Source organism: Acidilobus sp. 7A (assembly GCF_003431325.1).
In the GTDB taxonomy this organism is placed as follows: Archaea; Thermoproteota; Thermoprotei_A; order Sulfolobales; family Acidilobaceae; genus Acidilobus.
Genome location: NZ_CP010515.1, coordinates 985,098 through 1,001,472, shown reverse-complemented (window position 1 = coordinate 1,001,472; position 16,375 = coordinate 985,098). Strand labels below are relative to the sequence as shown.

The 16,375-nt window shown below is 56.6% G+C and carries 19 protein-coding genes and 1 pseudogene; 13 read left to right on the top strand and 7 right to left on the bottom strand.

Annotated elements, in window-relative coordinates; translation table 11 throughout:
* Positions 1–16: 16 nt before the first annotated feature.
* From SE86_RS05000 to folP, 3 genes are all read left to right on the top strand, one after another.
* Positions 17–229, top strand: coding sequence for a DUF3311 domain-containing protein (locus SE86_RS05000; RefSeq protein ID WP_117354540.1), 213 nt, complete (start codon positions 17–19; stop codon positions 227–229).
* Positions 229–1,692, top strand: coding sequence for a hypothetical protein (locus tag SE86_RS04995; protein ID WP_211096500.1), 1,464 nt, complete (start codon positions 229–231; stop codon positions 1,690–1,692). Before SE86_RS05000 ends, SE86_RS04995 begins: the two co-directional genes overlap by 1 nt.
* Before the next feature lie 62 nt (positions 1,693–1,754).
* Positions 1,755–2,726 (top strand): dihydropteroate synthase, encoded by a 972-nt coding sequence (gene folP, locus SE86_RS04990; RefSeq protein ID WP_211096499.1) that lies wholly within the window; start codon positions 1,755–1,757, stop codon positions 2,724–2,726.
* Positions 2,727–2,894: 168 nt separating this feature from the next.
* On the opposite strand, the gene SE86_RS04985 is transcribed toward folP, so the two are convergent.
* From SE86_RS04985 to SE86_RS04975, 3 genes are all read right to left on the bottom strand, one after another.
* Positions 2,895–3,284, bottom strand: coding sequence for a type II toxin-antitoxin system VapC family toxin (locus SE86_RS04985; protein WP_117354539.1), 390 nt, complete (start codon positions 3,282–3,284; stop codon positions 2,895–2,897).
* The gene (locus SE86_RS04980; RefSeq protein WP_117354538.1) at positions 3,281–3,541 is read right to left on the bottom strand and encodes an AbrB/MazE/SpoVT family DNA-binding domain-containing protein; all 261 of its coding nucleotides are present in this window, start codon (positions 3,539–3,541) and stop codon (positions 3,281–3,283) included. The genes SE86_RS04985 and SE86_RS04980 overlap by 4 nt, the downstream gene beginning before the upstream one ends.
* Positions 3,542–3,766: 225 nt before the next feature.
* The gene (locus SE86_RS04975; RefSeq protein WP_211096498.1) at positions 3,767–4,192 is read right to left on the bottom strand and encodes a hypothetical protein; all 426 of its coding nucleotides are present in this window, start codon (positions 4,190–4,192) and stop codon (positions 3,767–3,769) included.
* 483 nt (positions 4,193–4,675) lie between these two features.
* Here SE86_RS04975 and SE86_RS04970 point away from each other — a divergent pair, with 483 nt between their 5' ends.
* Both SE86_RS04970 and SE86_RS04965 read left to right on the top strand, forming a co-directional pair.
* The gene (locus SE86_RS04970; protein ID WP_117354537.1) at positions 4,676–6,397 is read left to right on the top strand and encodes a thiamine pyrophosphate-binding protein; all 1,722 of its coding nucleotides are present in this window, start codon (positions 4,676–4,678) and stop codon (positions 6,395–6,397) included.
* 13 nt (positions 6,398–6,410) lie between these two features.
* Positions 6,411–7,574: an iron-containing alcohol dehydrogenase gene (locus tag SE86_RS04965; protein ID WP_148666783.1), complete on the top strand. Its 1,164-nt coding sequence runs from the start codon at positions 6,411–6,413 to the stop codon at positions 7,572–7,574.
* A gap of 2 nt (positions 7,575–7,576) precedes the next feature.
* On the opposite strand, the gene SE86_RS04960 is transcribed toward SE86_RS04965, so the two are convergent.
* Complete coding sequence (locus SE86_RS04960) at positions 7,577–7,999, bottom strand: SCP2 sterol-binding domain-containing protein (protein ID WP_117354535.1); 423 nt, start codon at positions 7,997–7,999, stop codon at positions 7,577–7,579.
* Positions 8,000–8,173: 174 nt separating this feature from the next.
* On the opposite strand from SE86_RS04960, the gene SE86_RS08250 reads away from it, so the two are divergent.
* The 4 genes from SE86_RS08250 (at position 8,174) to SE86_RS04935 (ending at position 10,182) form a co-directional block, all read left to right on the top strand.
* Positions 8,174–8,470 (top strand): FAD-dependent oxidoreductase, encoded by a 297-nt coding sequence (locus SE86_RS08250; protein WP_117354534.1) that lies wholly within the window; start codon positions 8,174–8,176, stop codon positions 8,468–8,470.
* Positions 8,467–9,024 (top strand): FAD-dependent oxidoreductase, encoded by a 558-nt coding sequence (locus tag SE86_RS08245; protein ID WP_117354533.1) that lies wholly within the window; start codon positions 8,467–8,469, stop codon positions 9,022–9,024. Before SE86_RS08250 ends, SE86_RS08245 begins: the two co-directional genes overlap by 4 nt.
* A complete protein-coding gene (locus SE86_RS08240; protein WP_117354532.1) occupies positions 9,021–9,527 on the top strand; it encodes an FAD-dependent oxidoreductase in 507 nt (168 codons plus the stop codon). The genes SE86_RS08245 and SE86_RS08240 overlap by 4 nt, the downstream gene beginning before the upstream one ends.
* Before the next feature lie 400 nt (positions 9,528–9,927).
* A complete protein-coding gene (locus SE86_RS04935; protein ID WP_117354530.1) occupies positions 9,928–10,182 on the top strand; it encodes an aldehyde ferredoxin oxidoreductase C-terminal domain-containing protein in 255 nt (84 codons plus the stop codon).
* 140 nt (positions 10,183–10,322) lie between these two features.
* Here the strand turns inward: SE86_RS04935 and SE86_RS04930 are convergent, their stop codons facing one another.
* The gene (locus tag SE86_RS04930; RefSeq protein WP_117354529.1) at positions 10,323–11,309 is read right to left on the bottom strand and encodes a pyridoxal-phosphate dependent enzyme; all 987 of its coding nucleotides are present in this window, start codon (positions 11,307–11,309) and stop codon (positions 10,323–10,325) included.
* Positions 11,310–11,315: 6 nt separating this feature from the next.
* Positions 11,316–11,750: a hypothetical protein gene (locus tag SE86_RS04925; RefSeq protein WP_117354528.1), complete on the bottom strand. Its 435-nt coding sequence runs from the start codon at positions 11,748–11,750 to the stop codon at positions 11,316–11,318.
* 654 nt (positions 11,751–12,404) lie between these two features.
* Here SE86_RS04925 and SE86_RS04920 point away from each other — a divergent pair.
* The 3 genes from SE86_RS04920 (at position 12,405) to SE86_RS04910 (ending at position 13,812) form a co-directional block, all read left to right on the top strand.
* Positions 12,405–13,163 carry a HepT-like ribonuclease domain-containing protein gene (locus tag SE86_RS04920; RefSeq protein WP_211096497.1) on the top strand — a complete coding sequence of 253 codons (759 nt, stop codon included), beginning with the start codon at positions 12,405–12,407 and terminating at the stop codon, positions 13,161–13,163.
* A 174-nt stretch (positions 13,164–13,337) separates the two neighbouring features.
* The gene (locus SE86_RS08215; protein ID WP_117355133.1) at positions 13,338–13,634 is read left to right on the top strand and encodes a TSUP family transporter; all 297 of its coding nucleotides are present in this window, start codon (positions 13,338–13,340) and stop codon (positions 13,632–13,634) included.
* Entirely contained in the window at positions 13,579–13,812 is a 234-nt protein-coding gene (locus SE86_RS04910; protein ID WP_179948716.1) for a hypothetical protein, read from the top strand. Before SE86_RS08215 ends, SE86_RS04910 begins: the two co-directional genes overlap by 56 nt.
* A 59-nt stretch (positions 13,813–13,871) precedes the next feature.
* Here SE86_RS04910 and SE86_RS04905 read toward each other — a convergent pair whose 3' ends face one another.
* On the bottom strand, positions 13,872–14,510 hold the full coding sequence (locus tag SE86_RS04905; protein WP_117355132.1) for a TenA family protein: 639 nt from the start codon (positions 14,508–14,510) through the stop codon (positions 13,872–13,874).
* A gap of 540 nt (positions 14,511–15,050) precedes the next feature.
* On the opposite strand from SE86_RS04905, the pseudogene SE86_RS08350 reads away from it, so the two are divergent.
* Positions 15,051–16,195: pseudogene (locus SE86_RS08350) on the top strand (MFS transporter).
* Positions 16,196–16,375 lie beyond the last annotated feature (180 nt).

Below are 16,375 nucleotides of genomic sequence, written 5' to 3'. Positions count from 1 at the left end.
GAAGAGGGGCTTAATCATGGGACTCAGGGGAAGGGACCTCGCGAAGGTGCTCCTCCTGATAGTGGTTCCCTGGGCCTTCATAGTCCTCGCAGCCCCGCTCTACAACAGGCCGCAGCCTGAGCTCGGCGGCTGGCCCTTCGCCTGGTGGTACCTCACGGCCTGGGTCTTCATCCAGCCCGCCCTGACGTACGTGGTCTACAGGCTCATAGACAGGAGGGGTGGGAGCTGATGTTCAGGCCCGTCGACTACGCCCTCTTCTTTGTCGTCGTGGGCCTCACCGTAGTAGTGGCGTTCCTGGGCAGCAGATGGAGGGCAGCAGACCTCAGCAGGATATCGGAGTGGGGCATAGGCGGCAGGAGGTTCGGCGCCTTCATAGTCTGGTTCCTGATGGGGGCCGACATATACACGGCCTACTCGCTGATATCAATACCTGGGGCCGCATTCTCCACTGGCGGCTTCATACTCTACGCTGTGGCCTACGGCTCCATCTCCTACCCGTTCCTCTACATAGTCGCCACGAAGCTCTACAGGATCTCCAGGCGCCGCGGCTACATAACTGCTGGGGACTACGTCAGGGACAGGTTCGACAGCGAGGTCCTCTCCCTGCTCATATCCCTGACGGGCATAATTGCCATGCTCCCCTACATAGCGCTCCAGGTGGTGGGCATAAGGTACGTTCTTGAAGCCATGGGGTTCCCGGTGCTGCCGAGCTTCATAATAGCCTACCTGCTGGTGGCGGCCTTCGTGGCCGTCAGCGGCCTCAGGGGGCCGGCCCTGGCCTCGCTGGTCAAGGACGCCATACTCTGGGCAGTCATAATCACGGTCGTGGTGTACCTGGGCGTTAAGTTCAGCGGCTTCGGCCCCATCTTCGCCGAGGTTGGCCCCTCCCACTACCTCATATCGGGCAACCTGATGGTGGGCTACATGACCCTGGCCCTTGCCAGCGGCATATCGTGGCTCCTCTTCCCCAACCTGCTCACCGGGCTGCTGAGCTCCAGGAGCGAGGATGTCATAAGGAGGAACTCCGTCTTCCTGCCCCTCTATCAGGTCTGGCTAGTTTTCCTAGCAATAATGGGCCTCGTGGCCCTCGCCAAGGGCCTCGTGCCCAGCAAGGTCTCAAGCCTGGCCTTCCCGTCGGTCCTCTACGCCTACTTTAACAGCACATTCACAGCCCTGGCGTTCGCGGGGATAGTAATAGGCAGCATGGTCCCAGCGGCCCTGCAGAGCCTGGGCGCGGCCAACCTGGTCACCAGGAACATCTACCTCCAGTTCATAAACAGGGGGGCCAGCGAGCCGCAGCAGGTCCTCTGGGGCAGGGTCTCAGTGTTCATCCTTATAGCTGCCTCCCTCGCCTTCGCCCTGACGCCGGCGGCCAGTGGCCTGATATTCTACCTGCTGACCTTCGCCTACGCCTGGCTGTTGCAGACGCTGCCAGCCATCATAATCTCCATGTATTGGTACAGCCTTGACAAGTACAGCGTGGCCGTCGGCTGGGCTGCCGGCACGGCCGTGACCACCTACGGCCTGTTCACGGTGCGCTTCTCGTCGTCCCTGCTGCCCTGGATGTACGACGTCTACGCCGGCTTCCTCGGGCTCGCCGTTAACCTTGCAGTTATGCTGGCGGTCCATGGCGTTGTGAGGATCTCCGGGGTCAGGGTGACGAGCAGGCTCAGGACGGAGGAGCTGGAGTGAGTGTTAACCGGGAGTTAACGCATCCTCAAAAGCGCCCTTAGTCCTGGTCAGCGGGGGCTGCCTTGAGGTCAAGGCTCGGCAGGGTCTGGGTGGGCGACGGCGAGCCCGTGAGGATAATGGGCGTCATAAACCTCAGCCCGGAGTCCTTCTACAGGGGCTCAGTGAGGGCCACGGTTGATGACGTCCTGAGGACCGTGGAGTCCATGGTGAGGGACGGGGCCGACGTGGTTGACCTGGGGGGCATGTCGACGGCTCCGTACAACAGGACGCTTGTGAGCGCCGAGGAGGAGCTGGGCAGGCTGAGGCCCGCCATAAAGGCCATCAGGGACTCCCACCCTGACCTGGTGATCTCAGTTGACACCTTCAGGGCCAGGGTCGCGGAGGAGTGCCTGAGGCTGGGAGCCGATGTAATTAATGACGTCACTGGCCTCAAGGGGGACCCAGCTATGGCTAAGGTCGTCGCCGACAGCGGGGCCTCCGTCATAGTTGTCGCCAGGGAGAGGGAGCCGAGGAGGGGGCTGAGCCCGCTCGACAGGGTGATAGGGGCCCTCAGGGAGAGCCTTGAGGTCGCCGAGAGGGCAGGCATAGGCCCTGAGAGGGTAGTGGTTGACCCAGGGGTCGGCTTCGGGCCCCTGAGCCTCGACCCGGTAATCACGGGCGGCGAGCCGGTTCGGGGCGACCTAAGGCACGGCGACGAGGCGTACCCGTGGTACTCCTGGGACTCCATACTAATAACAGGCATACAGAGGATAAGGAGCGAGCTCGGGCTCCCAGTGCTCGTGGGCGTCTCGAGGAAGTCCTTCCTTGAGAGGCTGATGCGCAGGCCCGCTCCGCCTGAGGACAGGCTCTTCGCCTCGCTCAGCGCTGAGGCCATATCCGTGCTCATGGGGGCCGACGCCATAAGGACCCACAACGTGCGCGAGAGCAGGGACGCGGTGAGCGTGGGGGAGGCGCTGAGGCTCTGCGTCAGCAAACCCCCCAGGGAGTGCAGTGAGGAGCTTGCTAGGCTCGTGCATGATGTACTGACCAGGTGAAGGGTTGCGCAGGCGCCGAGGGCCCTTGTTAACCGGGGAGTTAACGCGCTTGGCAAGGGAAAAGCCCCATTAAGGGGGCACTTAAGTCTGCCGAGGGGTTAACTCCATGAGGTTGCGGCGACCTCACAATGGCCGAAAAGGGCCTTGCCCTTCAGGGTGGGGATGAGGTCAGCCCAGCCAGACCCTCTCAACCTCCTTAACCCTGTCGAAGTCCGTGTCCTCGCTCAGGATCCTCCTTATGGAGTTGTTCAGCATCACAGCCACGTGGAGCGCGTCGGAGGGGTTTAGCGAGTACTTTAACATGACCTCCCTGGCCCTCCTGTACTCATTAATCGTTAGTGGAAGGACTACAGAGTTTGGCAGCACAACGTTATCTAGGAAGTCTAAGGTGTCCTCAAGCCTAACGCCGTACTTTTTCTTAGAGACATAAATTACCTCGTCCAGGACAAGCGGGTTGGTGGCGAGGGACTCCTCTGACAGGAGCTTCAGGTAATAGCCCTCGATCTCCTTCACGCCGAGGTTGAGATAAATTAGGAAGTTAGCGTCCACGAATATCACTCGAACTCATCCTCTAGGCTCACGCCAGCGAGGTCGCCCAGCCTGGCCTCCTTAGCGTACTTTCTCACTTTCTCCTCGTGCTCCCTGAGCCTCCTAGCCACCTCAGGCAGGCTGACCCTCCTCTCCGGCTCCAGCACTATCCTTCCATTCTCAACGGTCAAGGTCAGCACGTCCCCCTCCTTTATCCCAATCAGCTCCCTTATGCTCTTAGGAATTATTATGTAGCCCTTCCTCCCGACCTCTACCTTTGCAGTCAAGCCGGCTCAACTAAAGTTGAGCCAGCAAAACTATTAAGGCTTCCGCCCTAAGAGGCTAGAGATAACCGCCTGTAAGCGATCAGCCTATGGTCAAACCTAGCCTGGCAGCCGAAGGTCGCTCCTCAATCTAGTAGGACGTGCCTAACCTAATGTTGCTATCTTAGTTAAGGCGTAAGGGCCCTAGATCCTGAGTCACCTAGTGAGAAAAATCTTTGACCTAAGGGATTACACCTGAGGGCTTGGGAGATCCTCTATCCTCCCGTGGGCTATGAGGAGCAACACACCAGGTATAACGCCAGAAAATATCAGGGCCACTATGGCCCAGCCAAGCGAGTTGAGCGACTTCAGGGCAGCGATGTCGCCGTTCTGTACGGCCGAGTACATCTTCCAGGCGCAGCGTACCACCACAACGTCTATTATCAGGAATATCACCGAAAGGAAGCCTATGAGGCCCAGCTCAGCGCTCGCCACCGGGCTTACGATGCCCTGCTTGGAGATCACAGCGCCTGCGAAGCCCACAAGGCCTAGGGCCACGATCTCGCCAATCAGGGCCAGGATGGCGAAGATCAGGGCCACCAGGACCATGGTCCTTATTGAGCCAAGGGACCTCTCTACCTCAGGGGAGGGCGCTTGACCTGAGGCGCTAGCCAAAAGCTCACCTGTCTTTATTGAGTTTTCAGCACAGTTATAAACTTTTCAGCATGGTTATAAGTGTGGGCCTTTGTTGACATCCAGGGACTGACGGCCTCGGCCTAACGGTACGTACCTTCTGAGCAGCTTCGACCTTGTCGCCAGCCGCTGTTGACCGTAAGCTCCTTAACGAGAGGGCCTGGGGCGAAGGTAAGGGGCGTCCTATCTGCTGCGGGCTTTAACCTAAGTAAAAGGGTGTCGATGCCTTGTCCACGTGTTAACTCCCCAGTTTACACTGAGGTGAGGCAGGCCTTGATGAGCTAAAGGACTTGATCCCTCCTGGCGGCGCGAGGACCAGGTGAGGCGTGAGGTGAAGAGCTGACGCCTTCCCCTGAGGCCCTCCCGCAGGATGGTGTGAAAGCGCTATATGTTCTTGAGAGCTGAGCAAGAGGCGAAGATTAATAAATGAGGAACCATTAAATATTAAATATTGGGGAGAGGTTTTTGGGTAGGAAAATAACTGGTGGGGAAGTTATTAAGCGTTTTCTAGTTGATGAGGGCGTTAAATACGTGTTTGGCGTACCTGGAGACCAACTATATCCGCTGCTGGACGCCTTCTACAACGATGATAAAATAAAGTTCATCACGTTTCATCACGAGGCCGCTGCCGCGCACGCTGCTGACGGCTACGCAAGGGTTACTGGAAAGCCAGGGGTAGTGATCGCGACTGTAGGTCCAGGAGCGGCCAACCTAGTAGGAGGGGTTTATCCAGCCTATGCAGAGGGGATACCCATGATAATTATAACAGCACAGAACCAGTCGTGGAGGTCTTACCCGGATCACGGCTCTATGCAAGCCTTGGATCAAATCAATTTATTTAAACCAATTACAAAGTGGAACGCGTATATCGCTCACTGGAGTAGGATAGTTGAACTGCTGGAAACAGCTTTTAGAAAAGCCTTAACAGGGAGGCCTGGCCCTGTTCACTTAGATGTCGCTGTTGACGTTTTATATCAAACAGGGGACGAGGATGAGGTTAAACTGTATAGCCCAGAAAGTTATAGAGCGGTTAACGGTCCAGCAGGCAACCCTGCAGATATAGACGCCGCCGCTAAGTTATTAGCTAAAGCCAAGCTACCTCTAATTCACTTGGGTGGCGGAGTCCTAAGGTCAGACGCTACTAATGAGGCGTTAGAGCTCATAGATTACCTAAAAGCCATAGTTACTACATCGGTAGGAGGCAGAGGAAGCGTATCTGAGGACTACCCGTCCCTGCTTCTGCCAGGCCTGCCAGGCGCCTTAGCCGCTCAGTCTGAAGCTGACGTCGTTCTGATTGCTGGCTCAAGGCTTGCAGACCTAGACTTTTGGGGGAAGCCTCCTGCATGGGGTGAGTGGCCAAACCAAAAGACAATCCATATAGACATTACAGGAGACGACATAGGTTTGAACAGGCACGTGGACGTGGGCATCATTGGAGACTTAAAGGTCGTCCTTAAGCAGCTACTAGAAGCCCTTAAGAAGTACACCCCGCCAAGAAAGGACTACCCCGAGGCCTTAGCAAGATATAAGCAGATGGAACAGGAGTACCTAAGGCAAATGGAGGACCTGTCGTATTCTGACAGCGTACCTATACATCCGCTAAGGGTAATAAGGGAGACGAGGGAGTTCTTCCCTAAGGACGCCATTGCCATCATAGATGGTGGAAATACAACCGTCTGGACCATTTACCTGCACAGAGTACATGTTCCAAGAACCATATTTAGTACCGCCAGTGGCGACTCAGGCCACTTGGGGTCTGGGATATCCTTTGCCATCGCTGCGAAGCTGGCGCACCCCGATAAGCAGGTCTACTGCATATCAGGGGACGGCGCCTTCGGATTTCACGTCATGGAAATAGAAACGGCCGTAAGGCTAGGGCTGCAGGTCACCTGTATAGTTTTAAATGATAAGGCATGGGGTATGATTAAGGCTGGACAGACATTATATTACGGCAAGAGGTACGTCGGCGTTGACTTCTCGGACATCAGGTACGACCTTATAGCTGAGGCGCTAGGAGGTCACGGAGAATACGTAACAGAGCCTAAGGACTTCAAGGACGCGCTAGCGAGGTCGGTGGAGTCAGGGAAAACCTCGGTCATCAACGTCATCACAGACGGCAACGCTATTCCTCCTCACTTTGAAATATTAGCCGGCATATGGCTTGAGGGCGTAGAGATGCCTTCGTAGGGGGGTGGCCGACATGCCTTACGCGTTTCCTAGGAGAATAAGTTATAACGAAGGCGCCGTAGACGAACTGCTGAACCTGTCTGAAATGCATGACGCAAAGAATTTCCTGATATTAACCGACGAAGTCATCAAAGGAACGCAGGCATTTATTAAATTAGTTAATGAATTAGAGAAAAAAGGCATAAGGGTAAGAGTCTTTTTCAACATCCCTAAGGAGCCTAGTATAGAAATAGCTGACGAGATAGTGAAATTCATAAATAATGACATCCCAGACTTAATAGTAGCCGTCGGAGGAGGGAGCGTAATAGACGCCTCAAAGCTTGCAAGGGTTAAAATCCTAAGGCCCGACGTTAAGAGCGAAGACATTTCCCCCTTCGTTTCTTTGCATCTCGAGAACAAGAAACCCCTCTTGGTCGCGGTTCCAACGACCCCAGGGACTGGAAGCGACGCGAGCTTTGCATTTGTTCTAAAGATAAAGGAGGACAACAAGGAGGTTAAGTATGCGACGGGCAACTACGAGCTAGTTCCATATGAGTCCATCTTAGATATAGAATTTCTAAAAACACTACCTACGAAACAGTTGATTATAACCGCGATAGACGGATTAGCTAACGATATTGAGGGGCTGGTAGCCGTAAATTCGAACCCTCTGTCAGACGGCTTAGCCATTCAGTCTGCAAGGATGTTCTTCAAGCATTTACCCAAGGCGCTCTCGGATAAAGACAGAGATGAGGCGTTAAGTAACCTGCACCTAGCAAGTACAATTTCAGGCATAGCATTTTCAAACTCCGGCGTCGGTTTGACACATGCAATAGCCCATCCCTTAGGCTCGATCTTTAACATACCCCATGGGCTTGCCGTGGCGATAGTCATGCCATATGTCGTCGAGTTCAACTATGAGGATAAGGCTGCCAAAGAAAAATATGACATGTTAAAGGACATATTAGAGAAGGTGGACAAGTTTGAGGAAAGGAGGGACTTAAAGGAGCACCTGCTGGACCTGTACAGCAAGGTAGGCCAGACGACGCACTTAAGGGACATTGGAATTAGCGAGGAGGCCTACAGGTCGAGAATAGATGATATAGTGGAACTGGCGTTAAAGGACGCAGACCTGCCGTTTAACCCAAGGCCAGCAAGCTACGAGGATATAAAAAACATATTAAATAAAATTTATTAAAATTATTTTGACGCCTCCTGTGCCGACTTCACCAGCTCAACGGCAGCCGTAGTGAATCTCATAAGGGTCGTCATAGACCCTTTCTCCAACTTTAATTTCCCTTGCAGGATAGCGGTGACAGGGTTTAGTTCACCTCTTAATATTTTCATCCAGCTCTCAAAGGAGGCCGATAATATAAAATCCGCCGTGGCTTTGCTAGCGTCTTCGTAAAATTCGACGCCATAGCACTGGCCTTCAGATAAGTTTGCCTTTATCCCTATGTTCCCGCTCGGGTATTTCCTTAGTAAATCGTCTGGCAGCTGGGTCACTTTAAACACTAAGGGCCATTCCCAACCCCTGGCGGCGTTTTTATAATTAGAATTTTCGTTTATTTTCTTGCAGAAAATTTCTGCCCACTCTTTGCTAGGAAACTCGACTGCGCTCATGTAGTAGCGCCGGCCTACATAACATCTTCTAAGAGTTTTATTTTTTCCGGTCTACCTTTGTAAATTCAGTAATGCCAGGAAGACTTTAAACAACGATTATTAGTTATTGCAGTATTAGAGACGCTTTATAGAACCTATAATGAGCTCCCTGGCCTCGTATGTCTGAGAGGCGCCATGTACGACTACATGGTGGTTGGCGCTGGCATAGTTGGCCTGGCCACAGCCTATCACATAAAGCAGATGGACCCTGGCTCCACGGTGCTTGTGATAGACAAGGAGGACAGCGTGGGCGCTGGCGACACGGCCAAGAGCGCCGCGGCCTTCACGAACAGGACTAACCTCAGGCTGGCGAAGGGCGCCATAAGTTTCTACCTCGAGGTTCAGTCGGAGGGCCTTAACTTGGCGGCCCTGAAGGTGGGCTACCTCTTCGTAGTTGACGGCAGGACTAAGTCGACGATCAAGAGGAGGTGAAGGTCGCGGCGAGCGAGGGGGTCGAGGTTGAGGAGGTAAGCCAGGACAGGCTTGAGAAGTCGCTCGACATGAGGGTTTCTCTCAGCGGGTCAGAGGAGGCCGAGATGCTGGGCGTAAGCGACGTTGAGGGCGGTTACCTCTTCAGGGAGGCCGGCGTTTTAGATGTAGAGAAGCTCGTTGACTATTATTACCTTAAGCTTAAGTCGATGGGCGTCGAGTTCGCGTTAGGGGCCAGGGTCAGGGAGTTCGTGGTCTGGCCGAGGAGCCCCCTGGGGATAGAGGGGGAGCCGTTCCCATGGGAGGACCTAAGGGTCAGGGGCATCAGGCTTGCGGACGGCAGGGAGGTGGAGGCCCGTAAGAAGGTTGTGTCAGCCCTCGGGGCCTGGAGCCCCGGGCTGCTGAACCCCGTGGGGCTCGACTCCTTCAGCAGGCCCAAGAAGAGGCAGCTGTTCGTAATTAAGGCCGAGGGACAGCTGGGCTCCCTGCTGAGGGCTAGCGGCCTCAACGACCTTGGCGTCATGCCCTTTACAATCCTCCCGAAGGGGTCTACGTGAGGCCTAACCCCCTTGAGAACACCTTCTGGGTCGGCATGTCTGACGAGCTGGGCAGGCCGTTCGCGCTGGAGGAGAGCTCGCAGCCTGAGGAGAGGTTCTATACATACGGCATAATCCCGGTCCTGGGCACTTACCTGCCCCAGTTCCAGCTCAGGTACCCTGACGCCGCGTGGGCCGAACATTACGACATGAGCTTTGACGGACTGCCAATAGTGTACGAGCCCTATGAGAGCGACCTGGTGATAGCGGCGGGCACGAGCGGCAGCGGCGTCATGAAGGGGGACTCGATAGGGAGGGTCGCCGCGGCCCTCCTGACGTCGCTTGCCTCAGAGGCCAACGTCTCGGCCGTGATGGTTGAGGAGGCCAGCGCTAAGGCCAGAGGGCTCACGTTTGATGCAAGGATCGCGTCAGACATGGCCTCCTTAGCGCTTGCCTGGGGCAAGGCGTCAAAGGACGTCTCCCTGGCCCCTGCTGAACTCCAAGCTGAAGCATTACATAACTGAGGTCAACGGCGTCAGGGTCAACATGACTGGAAGGAAGTAGAGGTTAACGTCTCGGGCGCCTCTTTAAGAGTGGGCTGTGAAGGCGAGTGCCCTGTTACGGAACTTACCAGGATAGCGTCAGGGCCTCAGCTTGTGATAGCTTCGATACTGACCTATAGGGCTTCGGCCTCCCGTGGCCCCTCCCTAACGCCCTTGCTAACCCTGTCTCGGCAAGGGTGTAGCCTCAAGGTGTTAGCTTCCTACGGTGAGGCCTTCAACAGCCTGGGCTACCGCATCTTCTACTCAGCGGCCCCGGAGAGCGGCGTCCTGAGCCCCAGGAGGCTGGCAAAGCTCTACACCACGCTCACGGGATCCAGACGAGCCCCCAGGAGATACTGGAGGCCGGTGAGAGGAGTGGCAGCTGAAGAAGGCCTTCAACATTAAGGAAGGGTTTACCAGGGAGCACGACAGGCTCCCGAAGTGTATGGTGAGGCCCATACTCTCAGGGCCGGCCAAGGGCCTGAATGTCGAGAACCCCAAGGGGCTGATCGACGAGGCATACGACACCTTCGGGTGGGACAAGAGGACGGGCTACATAAGGAGGTCGACGCTCCTTAGGCTCAAACTCGATGGCGTTGCTAGGCAGCTAGATTCCATGGACAAGATAGTCGGGTGAGAGGTCTTTGGGCTCGCAGATAGGGTGTGACCCCTTCGTCAGGGAGCACGTTGTCGAGGTCTGCAGAGACTCCTGCGCTGAGAGGTCTGTGGGACCTGATGCCTTCAGGGCCTGCGTTGAGGAGCTCAGGAGGAGGTGCGTCACAGCTTGGAGACAAGGTCGTAAAGCTTCAGGCCATTGCCCGTCAGCATCAGCACAGCCCCCTCAACGTCAACCCCTGCTTCTCTGAGCAGCCTTGCTGCAGCGTAGGCAGTCGCCGAGGTGGGCTCTGCCATGAAGCCCATCCTCCAGAGCTCCTTTGTAGCCTCAGCTATCTCAGGGTCGGAGACAACAACGAGGCCGCCCCCGCTCTCGCTTACAGCCTTAGCGGCCTCGGGGGCCCTGGGGGCGTCCCTAAGGGCTAGGCCGTCAGCTAGCCTTGACTCTAAGGACCTGCCTACGGCTAATGGCTTCAGGTACTTGGCTAGGGAGGGATTAGAGGAGCCCTGAACAGCGTAAAGCCTCACCCTGCCCCTTGCGCCTCTCCGTATTCCAAGCAGCAGGGAGAAGCTGGCCGAGGGCACTATAACTGACCTCACGTCCTCGGGCAGCTCCTGGCCGGCGGACTTCACGCCCTCAAGGAAGACGGCGCTTCTTGAGTGGGACACATAGAAGCACCTTGATGAGAGGCCCTCGGCGAACCTGGCGGCCTCCTCCCTTGTGGGCAACTCAACGACGTTGGCTCCAAGCGACCTCAGTACCTCCTTCTTGCCCTGGGGGGCGGAGGCGGGCACCGCTATAGTGGCCTCAAGGCCTAGGTAGGCTGCGTATGTGGCGGTCGAGATGCCTGAGTTGCCGCTCGAGTCCTCAACAACGCACCTGTACCCCAGGTCCCTTGCCAGCTGGAGGCTGACCGAGGTCCCCCTGTCCTTAAAGCTCCCCGAGGGGTTCAGGTACTCGAGCTTGAAGCCGAGGACGCCAAGCCTGGTCCTCCTGTAGACGAGAGGTGTGTTCCCCTCGCCCAGCAGCCTCCCATACTTAGGCAGCTCACCCTCCAGCTCCAGGGCTCCCCCGCACCTAGGGCAGAAGGGGTAATACCTGCCCTCCTCCCCCTTAAACCCACACCTCGGGCATGTAAGCCTCCACATGGGCCTTCACATGCTGGACAGGCCTACCGCCCTCATAAGCTTGTTGTAGACCTGTGCAGCGGCCGTCTCGTCCTTAGCGTTCTCTATAATGACCAGCCTGCCTACTATGGTCACGGAGGCCCCCTCCTTGGTCAGAACCCTCGCCCAGCCAGGCCTTGCCATAACCAGCTCATTAGTCCTCTCAAGCGCCCTCACGGTCTCCTCTAGGTTGATCGGCCTGTCAAGCCTTACCTTGAACGCATTGGAGCCACAAAGCCTGACAACACCGTAGGAGGGCCTCCTTGGGAGCATCTCGAACCTGCCGACCCGCAGACGGGGGCATTGAGGGTCTCTCCTAACGGATATCTTCTCTATGTTCATGAGCCGCCCGTCGATCAGTATCAGCTCCCCTGGCTCCGGCTCGTCGCCGGCCAGGTACCTGAGCGCGAGCCCTGCAGCCACGAACCAGTCATGATAGTCATGGTCCCGATAGTTGGGATTGTGCCACAGGACGTGTCATGGGCCATCTCTGGGCTCATGAAGCACCTAAGGCATGGTCCTTCCTTGGGCTTATGAACATGACCGTGCCGTACTACCCGTTGACCCCTGCGTAGACCCAGGGCTTCCCCATCTTCACGGCGGCCTCGTTTATGAGGAATAATGTACTGCAACCTCGGCCTATGCTAACCGGCCGCCGGCCTCTGCGCCAAAGTTCTGCCCTAGGGCCTCAGGCCGTGAAGCCTCTTCACGGCTTCGCGGTCGGGCTCGCAGCGGGAATGTTGTCTCCTCATCAGCCTGCATATATGGTCCCCAGGAGGCCTATAATGTTGTTGGAGGCCTCAAGCATTTAAAAGCCCGGAAGGCATTCACAACATGCGGTGGGCCCGTAGCTCAGCCAGGTTTTAGAGCGGCGGGCTCAGACCCGTAGGCAGGTTCAAGCCCCTCCGATCCCACCACATCCGGCTTTCCCATTCCGTGTGCAGGGCAGAGCTGTTACTCATGGATAATACTGGCGCCGGAAGCCTATTACAACGCGGTTTGTGAGGAGCAAGTTAGAGGTGCGTAGGTGAAATTATTTAGTGCTGCTTATTATTTTTGATCAATAGGCGTTTAATTGTGAGGTTGAGAAGACAGCATGAGTTCGTCGAGTACTACTTTAGGGAGTTTCAAAACAGGGTCTTGAGCGGTGGCGACAGGTTTTCACTCGAAAGGTTAGGGCAACTGGTTATTCAGTCGCTGCTGGACTTAGCGGCGATGCTTGCCGTCAATGAGATTGGTAGGAAGCCTGAGACCTACCGCGAATTGGCCCTTTGGCTCTCTAGGAAGCTTAACCTAGGTGAGGAGTTTGGTAGGTTTCTTGTGGGTTTAGCAGGCTTTAGGAACCTACTGGTTCACGGCTATGTGGAAATCGACGTTTCGATAGAGATGGAGACGTTTAGAGAAATGATCGATAAGTTACCTGCCGCACTCAATAAGCTGAGGGACGTGGTTGATAATGACCCAAGCCCTGGCACAGGCAGTGATGCCTTAGGCAGCGTCTTCGTTAAGCACGGTGTCAAGTACGCGTTCCTCTTTGGTTCAAGGGCCAGGGCTGGTGCTGGTAGGGATTATGACATAGCTGTTGTCTTTGAGAGGAGACCCAATAACGCCCTTGAGTTAGGTCTATTGATCGTCGATCTGGCCGAGGCGTTGGGCGTTCACGAGGATTTAATAGACCTAGTCGATCTCGATAGTGCGCCGCTGGCCATAGTCAAGACTGTGATTGATGAGGGCAGGGTTTTACGAGGCGGTGATGAGGCCCTTGATTACCTATGGCGTAAATACCTGGCGTACCTGGACGCTAACGAGATAGAGCACCTCATCGCCCCTGGTTAATCTCATCAATGGTTCTCCATCGGGTTGCTCGTAAATCCTAAAGGGCGAGAAGGAGGTCAGAATCGTAGGTCTTCCCATTCAGGGAGCCCGCCTATCTCCTCAAAGCGCTTAGGGGGCCTTTTGAAGTGTTAGGTTATTTTAAAAGTGCAGAGAACCGCTTTCCAGCGACCGCCTATGCTCTCCCTCCGCACAATCATGGTCCTCCTAGTGACGGGGGTTACAGTAGGCGCCCTCACGGGGATCAGCGGTAGCAGCGGAGTGGCCATGGTCGTGCCCGTGCTGAGCATGATGGGGCTCTCCTTTCAAGATTCCATCGGGACGGGCCTGCTGGTTGACGTTATAACCACGCCAGTGGTCTTATACGTCTACCTGAAACACAGAAATGTGTCGGTGAAAAACGGCATTTCCATGGACCTTGGGGTGGCGCTGGGGCCTCATATACGCCTACACGCCCGAGTCCTTCCCCTCTGACCTGAGGGGCACGGGCATGGGGAGCAGCGGCTCGATGTCAAGGGTTGGCATGATAGTGGGCCCTCTGCTACCCGTCTTCGTCTCCTTCGGCGCTGCCCTGTCAACGTATGCCGCGGCCCTGCTAGCTGCTGGCGCCCTGATATTCGCCCTGGGCATAGAGACTAAGCCGCGGCGATGAAGAGTTGCCTCTAAATAGCAATATATCATCCATCACGGCCTCAGCTCAGGCCTTGGGACTTAACGGCCCTTATATGCTGCCTCCCAGAACTCGAGCTCGTAGAGGGAAGCCCTCCTGAAGTACGGCCAGAGCTCATCGGCCCTGAGCCCGGACGAGTCGATTACCTCCCTCAGCCTGCTCACAAGGGACCTATAGCCCTCGGTGAGGTACTCGGAGGCCCACCTCCTGTACAGAGGCACGGGGTTCGACTCCAGCTCAGCCCTGTGCCTCTCGGCTATCTCGGCGTAGCTCCAGAAGCAGGGCAGGAGCGCCGCCATGCAGTGGTAAAAGCCCTCAAGGGAGCAGGTTGAGAGCATGAAGGAGGAGTAGCCAGCGTTGACGCTGTTCGGCTCGCCCCTGGCGGCCTCCTCAACGCTTAGGCCGAGCTCCATGAGGAGGGACTCATAGGAGGCCATCTCCTCTGTTATCTCGCTGTGGGCCAGGGCTAGGGCCTCCTTCATTAGCTGAGGGCTTGGGGCCTTGGCAGCTGCAAGGGCCAGGGCCCTGGTCAGGTTTATAATGTAGCTGTAGTCCTGCAGGAGGTAGTACCTGAACTTCTCGGGCGGCAGCCTCCCCGCGTAGAGCTCAACTAGGAACGGGTGCCTGAATATCTCCTCCCATATGGGGTCGGCCATCCTCCTCAGGTCGTCGGTGAGCAAGTGGGGCCCCCTGTTAATCAGCGCGTGCAGCAAAAAGCCCCTGTGCCAGGCTTTCACGAAGCCCTTGTTTTCAACGAGCTTATGCGTGTCTCCCTCTGGGCAGGGCTGAGTTCTTTTTCATATTAATGGAAACCCTTCTATATTCGTCTGTCTGTAGCAGATACCACGAAGGACCCCTCACCCATGGGTGCGATGCCCCAAGGGTGAGGGCGATAGAGTGATGAGGGCCTTAGATGGGGGCCCCATGCCGTTGGGCTTGACGGCCGCCCATGACGCCGCGGGGGCAGCGGGCCCCCACGGTAAGAGGTAGAGGTCCCTGCGCTCGATCATGAACGAAGGTAAAATGATTGAGGCGAGGGCTTAGGGACAAACGGAAAGACCTATGGGCGCGCGAGCAGGCGCAGTCAATGAGTAGCTGGGGACAACTGCAGGCAAGGTCATGCAACTGTAAGCGCTGGGATCCTGCCTTCATTGACGGCCTGCGCTGCCCCTCAAGTCGAAAGCCTTAAAGTAGGGTCCTTACATGAGGGCCAGGGATCTATGTTGAGGAACCGAGGCGAGGTGCTCAAGATATCGTTCTCAGCCTTCTTCGCGGACCTGGGCTACCAGGCGGCAGTGGTCATGTTCCCCCTGATCTTCAAGATCATGCTCGGCGCCCCCTACTGGCTCTACGGGGTCGCTGAGGCCATAAACTACGGCGTCGGCAGCCTCATGGCCTTCCTCGGGGGCGTGCTCAGCGACAGGTACGGCAGGTGGAGGGTTGCTGTCATAGGCAACGCCCTGATAGTGTTCGTCTCGTTCCTGGGCTTCTCAAGGTACTGGTGGCAGGCCATGCTGACCTTCACGGTCGGCTGGTTCTTCAGGAACCTGAGGAGCCCCCCGAGGAGGGCAATGGTGGCAGAGGTCACGGACCCCTCGGAGAGGTCTGAGGCCTTCGGCACCCTCCACGCCCTTGACATAGGTGGGGCCACCTTAGCTATAGCCTACACCGCTTTGCTCCTATACTTCAGGTTCCCCGTCGAGTACCTCCTCCTGATAACGGCCATACCGCTCGTGGTGTCGACGCTCGTGCTGGCCTCCGTTAAGGCCGGGAGGGCAGTCGGGCCGGGCAAGGCTGGGGGCTGAGGGCGGGGCTGGGGAGGGGCCTTATGGCTGTAGTTGTCTCCACGCTCTTCTTTGGCTTCACCCAGTACAGCTTCGGCTTCCCAGTCCTGACGACTGCTGAGTTCACACACAAGGACTACCTGGCGGTGCTCAGCTACGGCGTCTTCCTCGCCGCCTCCTCGGCCTTCGGCTACGTCTTCGGAAGGTCAGGGCTCAGGGAGGTCAAGGGCCTCGCCTACTACGGCTACCTCCTGGGCGCCCTCGCGGCCCTGGGCTTCGCCCTCCTCTCGCCCCTTGGCATCATCGGCATCTACCCGGCCGCCTTCCTCCTTGGCATAGCGGTGGGGGCCACTGAGACCTTTGAGCCCACCATAGTCTCAAGGCTCGCCCCCGAGGAGGCTATGGGGACGAGCATGGGCCTCCTGACCCTCGGCAGGAGCCTCGGCATATTCATAGCCAACGCCGTCATGGGCCTCCTCTACCAGCTGGGCTACTCCTACGCCTACTACTACGCGGCCGCCAGCTCTTTCGTGGCCTTCCTGATAGTGGAGCTGTACTTGGCCAGGAGGCTCAGCTCCTAGGCTGCCCCTCCCCTCCTGACGCCCGCCAGCTCAGCCGCCCTTCTCATAAGATCCTGACCTCCTCCCCGCCCTAAAGGGTGAGGGCTTCCTTTCGTTTTGTCACGAGGTTTAGAAGCTCATGCTAAAAAGGAGAAGTAAAAAGGCCTTTACTAAGGCGCTTAGGCGCCCCTTTAGCCTTCA

Excerpts from the sequence above, each read along its gene's own strand:
- SE86_RS05000 (WP_117354540.1), top strand. The coding sequence starts at position 17 with ATGGGACTCAGGGGAAGGGACCTCGCGAAGGTGCTCCTCCTGATAGTG.
- SE86_RS04995 (WP_211096500.1), top strand. The coding sequence starts at position 229 with ATGTTCAGGCCCGTCGACTACGCCCTCTTCTTTGTCGTCGTGGGCCTC.
- SE86_RS04965 (WP_148666783.1), top strand. The coding sequence starts at position 6,411 with ATGCCTTACGCGTTTCCTAGGAGAATAAGTTATAACGAAGGCGCCGTA.
- SE86_RS04960 (WP_117354535.1), bottom strand. The coding sequence starts at position 7,999 with ATGAGCGCAGTCGAGTTTCCTAGCAAAGAGTGGGCAGAAATTTTCTGC.
- SE86_RS08250 (WP_117354534.1), top strand. The coding sequence starts at position 8,174 with ATGTACGACTACATGGTGGTTGGCGCTGGCATAGTTGGCCTGGCCACA.
- SE86_RS04930 (WP_117354529.1), bottom strand. The coding sequence starts at position 11,309 with ATGTGGAGGCTTACATGCCCGAGGTGTGGGTTTAAGGGGGAGGAGGGC.
- SE86_RS08215 (WP_117355133.1), top strand. The coding sequence starts at position 13,338 with ATGCTCTCCCTCCGCACAATCATGGTCCTCCTAGTGACGGGGGTTACA.